The organism is Ancylobacter sonchi (genome assembly GCF_018390695.1).
Taxonomy (GTDB): domain Bacteria; phylum Pseudomonadota; class Alphaproteobacteria; order Rhizobiales; family Xanthobacteraceae; genus Ancylobacter; species Ancylobacter sonchi.
Genome location: NZ_JAHBGF010000031.1, coordinates 43364 through 49745, shown reverse-complemented (window position 1 = coordinate 49745; position 6382 = coordinate 43364). Strand labels below are relative to the sequence as shown.

7 protein-coding genes are annotated in these 6382 nt (G+C 67.4%); 2 read left to right on the top strand and 5 right to left on the bottom strand.

What is annotated here, in order from left to right:
- Positions 1 to 4: 4 nt before the first annotated feature.
- Genes KHC28_RS19495 through KHC28_RS19475 form a run of 5 tightly spaced genes read right to left on the bottom strand, consistent with a single transcriptional unit; the run spans position 5 to position 4089 of the window.
- A complete protein-coding gene (locus KHC28_RS19495; RefSeq protein WP_214010050.1) occupies positions 5 to 859 on the bottom strand; it encodes an NAD-dependent epimerase/dehydratase family protein in 855 nt (284 codons plus the stop codon).
- Positions 859 to 1758, bottom strand: a complete 900-nt coding sequence (locus KHC28_RS19490; RefSeq protein WP_246565030.1) for an SMP-30/gluconolactonase/LRE family protein — start codon at positions 1756 to 1758, stop codon at positions 859 to 861. Before KHC28_RS19490 ends, KHC28_RS19495 begins: the two co-directional genes overlap by 1 nt.
- Positions 1759 to 1760: 2 nt before the next feature.
- Positions 1761 to 2525 (bottom strand): 2-dehydro-3-deoxy-D-gluconate 5-dehydrogenase KduD, encoded by a 765-nt coding sequence (kduD, locus tag KHC28_RS19485; protein WP_214010049.1) that lies wholly within the window; start codon positions 2523 to 2525, stop codon positions 1761 to 1763.
- Positions 2522 to 3361, bottom strand: a complete 840-nt coding sequence (kduI, locus tag KHC28_RS19480; protein ID WP_214010048.1) for a 5-dehydro-4-deoxy-D-glucuronate isomerase — start codon at positions 3359 to 3361, stop codon at positions 2522 to 2524. Before kduI ends, kduD begins: the two co-directional genes overlap by 4 nt.
- A 50-nt stretch (positions 3362 to 3411) precedes the next feature.
- Entirely contained in the window at positions 3412 to 4089 is a 678-nt protein-coding gene (locus KHC28_RS19475; RefSeq protein ID WP_214010047.1) for a GntR family transcriptional regulator, read from the bottom strand.
- Between the two features lie 107 nt (positions 4090 to 4196).
- On the opposite strand from KHC28_RS19475, the gene KHC28_RS19470 reads away from it, so the two are divergent.
- On the top strand, positions 4197 to 5006 hold the full coding sequence (locus KHC28_RS19470; RefSeq protein WP_214010046.1) for a 2-keto-4-pentenoate hydratase: 810 nt from the start codon (positions 4197 to 4199) through the stop codon (positions 5004 to 5006).
- A 304-nt stretch (positions 5007 to 5310) separates the two neighbouring features.
- Positions 5311 to 6288 (top strand): TRAP transporter substrate-binding protein, encoded by a 978-nt coding sequence (locus tag KHC28_RS19465; RefSeq protein WP_214010045.1) that lies wholly within the window; start codon positions 5311 to 5313, stop codon positions 6286 to 6288.
- Positions 6289 to 6382: the final 94 nt, after the last annotated feature.

Sequence of the window (6382 nt, the reverse complement as noted above, 5' to 3'; positions counted from 1 at the left end):
CGGCTCATGATCGCCGCGCCGCCGTCCGCCAGCCGAAAACCTCCTCCGGCCCAAACTCCGCCCGGTCATAGCCCGACGCACAGAACGTCCCACCCTGATAACGCGCCGAGACTTCGTCGGTCTCTGCCGCCCCCGGCACTACCGCGTCGGCATAGGGCTCGGCATCGTCGAGAGGTGCCCCACCCATCGCCTCGTCATGGCGTACCCACCATGAGCGCGCGTTCGCCGATACGCCCCACGCAATCCGGCACCCGAGCGCAGCAGTCGACAACCCCGCTTCAACCAACCGAACCAAATCCCCATAACTCTGCCACGTCGACAAATGCCGGATATCCGTCGGCCGCTCGATGCAGCTGCCGATACGGATCGACAGGCTTTCCAGCCCGTGCTTGTCCCAGTAGAGCCGGGCCAGCAACTCGCCATAGGCCTTGCTCAATCCGTAATAGCCGTCCGGGCGCAGGTCGCAGTCCTCGTCGAGCATTTCACCTCGGCGATGAAAGCCGATGGCGTGGTTCGAGGAGGCGAAGATTACCCGCGCCCGGCTGGCACGGGCGAGGTCGAAAATGTGATGCGGACCGAGGATGTTAGGTCCGAGGATGTCCTCGAAATCCCGCTCGGTCGATGCCGCGCCGAAATGCAGCACCGCGGAAAAATCCGCGCCGAGCCGGATGACCGCTGCGCGATCGGCGAGGTCGGCGGCGATGAAGCGCGTATTCTCCGGTAAATCATAAGCCGGCTCGATAATATCGCTGAGCACCAGCGGGCGGTCGGGTCGTGCCAGCTTCCCGGCGAGCATGCGGCCAAGCGCGCCGGCGGCACCGGTAAGGAGCAAGGGACGGGCGTCGGCGGGCTCGGTCATCATGCGTCCTCGAACAGGCCGACGGGCACGCCGGCAACTGGGAATTCCAGCGCCAGCACGCCGCCGGAAGCGGGCGCGGCGGCCAGCTTCTCTGCCGGAAGGCCCTTGCGTAAGCTGGTGAGATATAGCGTCGTCAATCCCGCGCCGGCAAAGCAGGGCATGGTGGGCGCCGGCAGCGGCAGCGCGATCTTGCGCACCAGCCGGCCGTCGCCGTCGAAGCCGTTCAGGCAACCGGCGGAGACGCCGCAGCTCCAATAGAGCCCGGCGATGTCGCAGGCGCCGCCATCCGGCCTTCCTTCCGCTTCCGACAGATAGCGCAGGCGGCGGCGGCCGGACAACGCGCCGGTTGAGGGATCGAAGTCCCAGCGGTCGATCCACGGGCCGCGCGAATCGGTATGGAACAGCGTGCGCCCGTCCGCCGTCCAGGCGAGGCCGTTGGACACTTTCAGGCCGTCGATCTTGCGGTCGACCCGCCCATCGGCATTCACCCGGTAGAGCGATGCCTCCGGCCGCTGTTCGCTCGGCGCGACGTCATGCATCGAGCCGACCCAGAAGGCACCGTCCGGTCCGACCTTGCCGTCGTTCAGCCGGAACTCCGGGAAGCGTGGCTCCACCGTCGCAAGTCGCTGCCGCGCATCGGTGTCGACGTCCAGCAGGATCACGTCGCCGCCGACCGCTACCAGGAACCGCCCCGACCGGGCGAGGCCGAGGCTGCCGACGGGCGCGTCGAACTGCCAGCTGCGGGTCGCGCCGGTCGTGACATCCAGCCGGAACACCGTGCCGGCGGGAATGTCGACGCAGTACAGCGCCTGCCGCGCGGCATCCCACAGTGGGGATTCGCCGATCTCGCAGCGACTATCGATCACCAGCCGGGCCTGCATCTCGTTATCCTCGGCCATTCTCAGCGCGCCAGCCAGCCGCCGTCCACCGGCACCACCGTTCCCGTCACATAGGAGGAGGCGGGGGCGGCGAGGAACAGTATGGCGGTCTTCAGATCGTCGGGAACCCCCCAGCGCCCGGCCGGGATACGCTCAAGTATTTGCCGGCTACGCACCGGATCGGCGCGCAGCGCCTCGGTGTTGTCGGTCTCGATATAGCCGGGGGCGATGGCATTGACGGTAATGTGCTTGCCGGCCAGTTCGTTGGCCATCAGCCGGGTGAGGCCGACCACGCCGTGCTTGCTGGCGGTATAGGACGGCACGCGGATGCCGCCCTGGAAGGAGAGCAGCGAGGCGATGTTGACGATGCGCCCCTCGACGCCGTGGGCGATCCAGCTGCGCGCCACCGCCTGCGAGAGGAAGAACAGGCTCTTGAGGTTGATCGTCATCACCGTGTCCCAGTCCGCTTCGGTGAAGTCGACGAAATCGGCGCGGCGGATGATGCCGGCATTGTTGACGAGGATGTCCGGAGCGCCGAAGTCCCCGGCGATCTCGGCGAGCATCGCGGCGAAGTCGCCGCCCTGTTCGAGGTCGCGGATCACCTCGTGAAAGCGCACGCCCTTCTCTTCCACCGCCCGCCGGGTTTCCGGCATGGCGCGCGAGCCGAGGCCGATAACGTCGGCACCGGCCTCGGCCAGCGTCTCGGCGAGGGCGCGGCCGATACCGGTGCGCGCGCCGGTGACGAGGGCGATGCGCTCGTGCAGGTCGAACAGCGACGCCACGCTCACTTCAGCTCTCCCATCGGCACGAAGTCCATGTCGGCGAAGGACTGGTTGTCGCCGGCCATCGCCCAGATGAAGGCATAGGAGCCGGTGCCGGCGCCGGAATGGATCGACCAGGGCGGCGAGAGCACAGCCTGCTCGTTGCGCACCACCAGGTGGCGGGTTTCCTCCGGCCGGCCCATCAGATGCAGCACGAAGCTGTCCTGGGGCACCTCGAAGTAGAAATAGGATTCCATGCGCCGGTCATGGGTGTGGGCCGGCATGGTGTTCCACACGCTGCCACCTTCCAGCCGGGTCAGGCCCATGACGATCTGGCAGGTGGGCAGCACGCCGGGGTGCAGATATTTGAAGATGGTGCGCTTGTTCGAGGTCTCCAGCGCGCCGAGCGGCTGCGGCGAGGCCTCGGCCTGGCGCACCACCCGGCTGGGGTGGCGCTGATGCGCCGGGGCGGAATTGGCGTAGAGGCGTCCGGGCCGCGCCGGATCGAGGTTCTCGAACTTCACCTCCCGGTAGCCCATGCCGAGATAGAGCGCCTCCTGCGGCGCGACGACGAAGCTCTCGCCGTCGGCGACCACCTTCAGCGGCCCGGTGCCAACATTGATGCCGCCGAGCTCCCGCCGCTCAAGGAAATGCTCGCTGCCGGCCACCTTGGCGAGTGTGGCGTCGAAGGCGAGCGCTGCGCCCGCCGGTGCGATGCCGAGCACGATCATCCGATCATAATGGGTATAGGTGGCGCGCATCCTGCCCGCCTCGAATACGGTGTCGATCAGGAAATGCCGGCGCAGGCCGGTCGTGTCGAGGGCTTCGGCCTGATCCGGATGGATGGCGTGGCGAAGATCCATGGCTCTCTCCCTGGCGTGGTCGGGCCGTTGGCCGGCCCTGTCGGAATGGGTCAGATGAACAGGTCGGAATGGGCGGCGCGCACCTGCGGCAGGGCCTTGAGGATCTCCGACAGATGCGCCTTCAGTTCCGCCTCGGCGCGGTCGGGCGCGCGGGCGTCGATGGCGGCGAGGATGGCGCGGTGCTGGTCGACCAGCTGCGGCAGCGCCGTCGCCGAGGGGAGGGTGAGGTGGCACACCCGATCCATATGCGCCTTGATGTCGTCGATCACCGACCAGGCGGTCGGGCAGCCCGCCCCCTCGGCGAGCGCGGCGTGGAAACGCTCGTCGGCGCGCTGGAACTCGTAGTGCCGGCCGGCCTCGGCGGCGACCTGCTGTGCGTCGAGATAGAAGTCGATGCGGGTGCGGATGCGGGCGTCGAAGCGCTCGCAGGCGCGGCGCACGATGCCGGCCTCCAGCGTCTCGCGGATGAAGCGGGCCTCCAGCATGCGGTCGAGCGAGATCTTCACCACGAAAGTGCCGCGGCGCGGCAGGATCTCGACCAGTCCGGCGCGGGCCAGCGCGATGAAGGCCTCGCGCACCGGCTGGCGCGAGACCTGATAGCGCTCGGCGATCTCCTGCTCGGACAGCGGCGCGCCGGGCAGGATGTCCAGTGTGATGATCGCCTTGCGAATCTCGCGCTCGATGCGCCGCGCGCTCGATTCCGCGACCTCGCCGGTCTCCACGTTCACCTTGGGCTACTCCTGGCTGCGGGGGTCGATTGCTGCTTGACGTTCTACCATACTAGAGGCAGTATCTACCATACCAAAAACGATGCAAGCGTCTTGGGGAGCTTTAAATGCCCAGCACGGCAGAGGAATTTGTCGCGGCACGGCGCGAGGCGCGCGCGCTGGCGGGGTTTCCGGGCGAGCTGCCCGCCAGCCTCTCCGCGGCCTATGCGGTGCAGGAAGAGGTGCTGCGGCTGACCCCGCGCCGCCTCGCCGGCTGGAAGGTGGCGGGCATCGCGCCGGGCTTTCGCGAGCGCTACGACGCGCCGCGCCTCGTCGGGCCGGTGTTCACCGATGCGGTGCAGGAAGTGCCCGACGGCGGCAGCGTCGACGTGTTCGTCTATGCCGGCGGCTTCAAGGCCATCGAGGCGGAATTCGTGGTGCGGCTCACCGCCGATGCGCCGGAAGGGCCGGTCTCGGCCGCGGACATTGCCGGTTTCGCCACGCTGCATGCCGGCTCGGAGATCGCCTCCAGCCCGCTCGCCAGCATCAACGATCTCGGGCCGGGGGCGGTGATCGCCGATCACGGCAACAATGCCGGCGCCCTCATCGGTCCGGCGATCCCACCGGGGACGGCCGGCGACTGGGAGCGCCTCGTCTCCCGCACGCTGATCGGCGGCGTGCTGGCGGGGGAAGGGAACGCGGCGCGCGTCGCCGGCGGTCCCTATGAATCCGTCGCCTTCCTCATCGCCCAGCTCGCTTCGCGCGGCCGCTCCCTCAAGGCCGGCGACATCGTGCTCACCGGCATGACCACCGGGGTGCATGACGTGCGCATCGGCGAGGAGGCCCGCATCGAGTTTCCCGGAGTCGGCGGCTTCGATCTGCGTGTTGTCGCTTGGGAGCCGCAAACCATCGCGGGGGACCAGTCGGTCCTCGTGTGAGGACCAGCCTTGGGGTTCCCGCCTACCCGCAGACCAGTGCGGTGACATACGATGAGGCTCGTCGCGAACTCGTTGCAGTGGGTCTCCGGCAGGGATGTGCATGCATCCGGGATGCAGAGTTTCGATAGATCAATAGCTCTTCAAGACCACTGTTTCCGGCAATTGACACCACTAATGCATTAGCGCTTTAGTTCGATACCAACGACGTCGCCAGCCCCGCAAAAAAGCGGGCGGCGGCGGTGCAGGCCGCCTCGAGCGGCGGGCATCGTCGACCGTACGAGCGATCTCACAAGGAGGAAACCTGATGAATACGCCACGCATTCTGGGGCTGGCTGCAGCTCTGGCCCTGTCCTGCTCCGTCGCCACCGCGAGCGCCCAGACGGTGCTGCGCTCCGCCGACATCCATCCTGACGGCTACCCGACCGTCGAGGCGGTCATCTACATGGGCAAGCTGGTGAAGGAGCGCACCAACGGGCGGCTCGACGTTCAGGTGTTCAACAACGCCTCGCTCGGCAGCGAGAAGGACACCATCGAGCAGACCCGCTTCGGCGTCATCGACATGAACCGCGTCAACACCGCGCCGTTCAACAATCTGGTGCCGCAGACCCAGGTGCTCGGCCTGCCGTTCCTGTTCCGCTCGGTCGATCACATGCACAAGGTGGTGGACGGGCCGATCGGCGACGAGATCCTGGCCGCCTTCGAGCCGCACGGTCTCGTCGGTCTCGCCTTCTACGATTCCGGCGCGCGCAGCTTCTACACCACCAAGAAGCCGGTGAAGTCGGTGGCCGACCTCAAGGGCATGAAGATCCGCGTGCAGCAGTCGGATCTGTGGATCGCGATGATGAAGGCCTTCGGTGCCAATGCGACGCCGATGCCGTTCGGCGAGGTTTATTCCTCGCTGGAGACCGGCGTGGTTGACGGCGCCGAGAACAACTGGCCGTCCTACGAATCCTCGCGGCATTTCGAGGTGGCGAAGAACTACACCCTCACCGAACACTCGCTGGCCCCCGAGGCGCTGGTGATCTCCAAGGTGAGCTGGGACAAGCTGTCGCCGGAAGACCAGAAGATCGTCCGCCAGGCGGCGAGGGAATCCGTGGCCAAGATGCGCGAGCTGTGGCTGGCGCGCGAGAAGGCGTCGGAGGAGAAGGTCCGCAATGCCGGCGTGAAGGTGTTCACCGTCGACAAGACGCCGTTCATCGAAGCGATGAAGCCGGTCTATGACAGCTTTGTCACCGATCCGAAGATGAAGGATCTGGTGACCCGCATCCAGGCCGTCCAATGAGCGCGCCGCTCTCGCCGGCGAAGGCCGGCTGGCCCGCCCCCGCCAATGGCGCGGTGCGGGCCGGAGCGCCCGCAAGCGAACCGGAGGCCGGAGG

Excerpts from the sequence above, each read along its gene's own strand:
- KHC28_RS19495 (WP_214010050.1), bottom strand. The coding sequence starts at position 859 with ATGACCGAGCCCGCCGACGCCCGTCCCTTGCTCCTTACCGGTGCCGCC.
- KHC28_RS19490 (WP_246565030.1), bottom strand. The coding sequence starts at position 1,758 with ATGGCCGAGGATAACGAGATGCAGGCCCGGCTGGTGATCGATAGTCGC.
- kduI (WP_214010048.1), bottom strand. The coding sequence starts at position 3,361 with ATGGATCTTCGCCACGCCATCCATCCGGATCAGGCCGAAGCCCTCGAC.
- KHC28_RS19470 (WP_214010046.1), top strand. The coding sequence starts at position 4,197 with ATGCCCAGCACGGCAGAGGAATTTGTCGCGGCACGGCGCGAGGCGCGC.
- KHC28_RS19465 (WP_214010045.1), top strand. The coding sequence starts at position 5,311 with ATGAATACGCCACGCATTCTGGGGCTGGCTGCAGCTCTGGCCCTGTCC.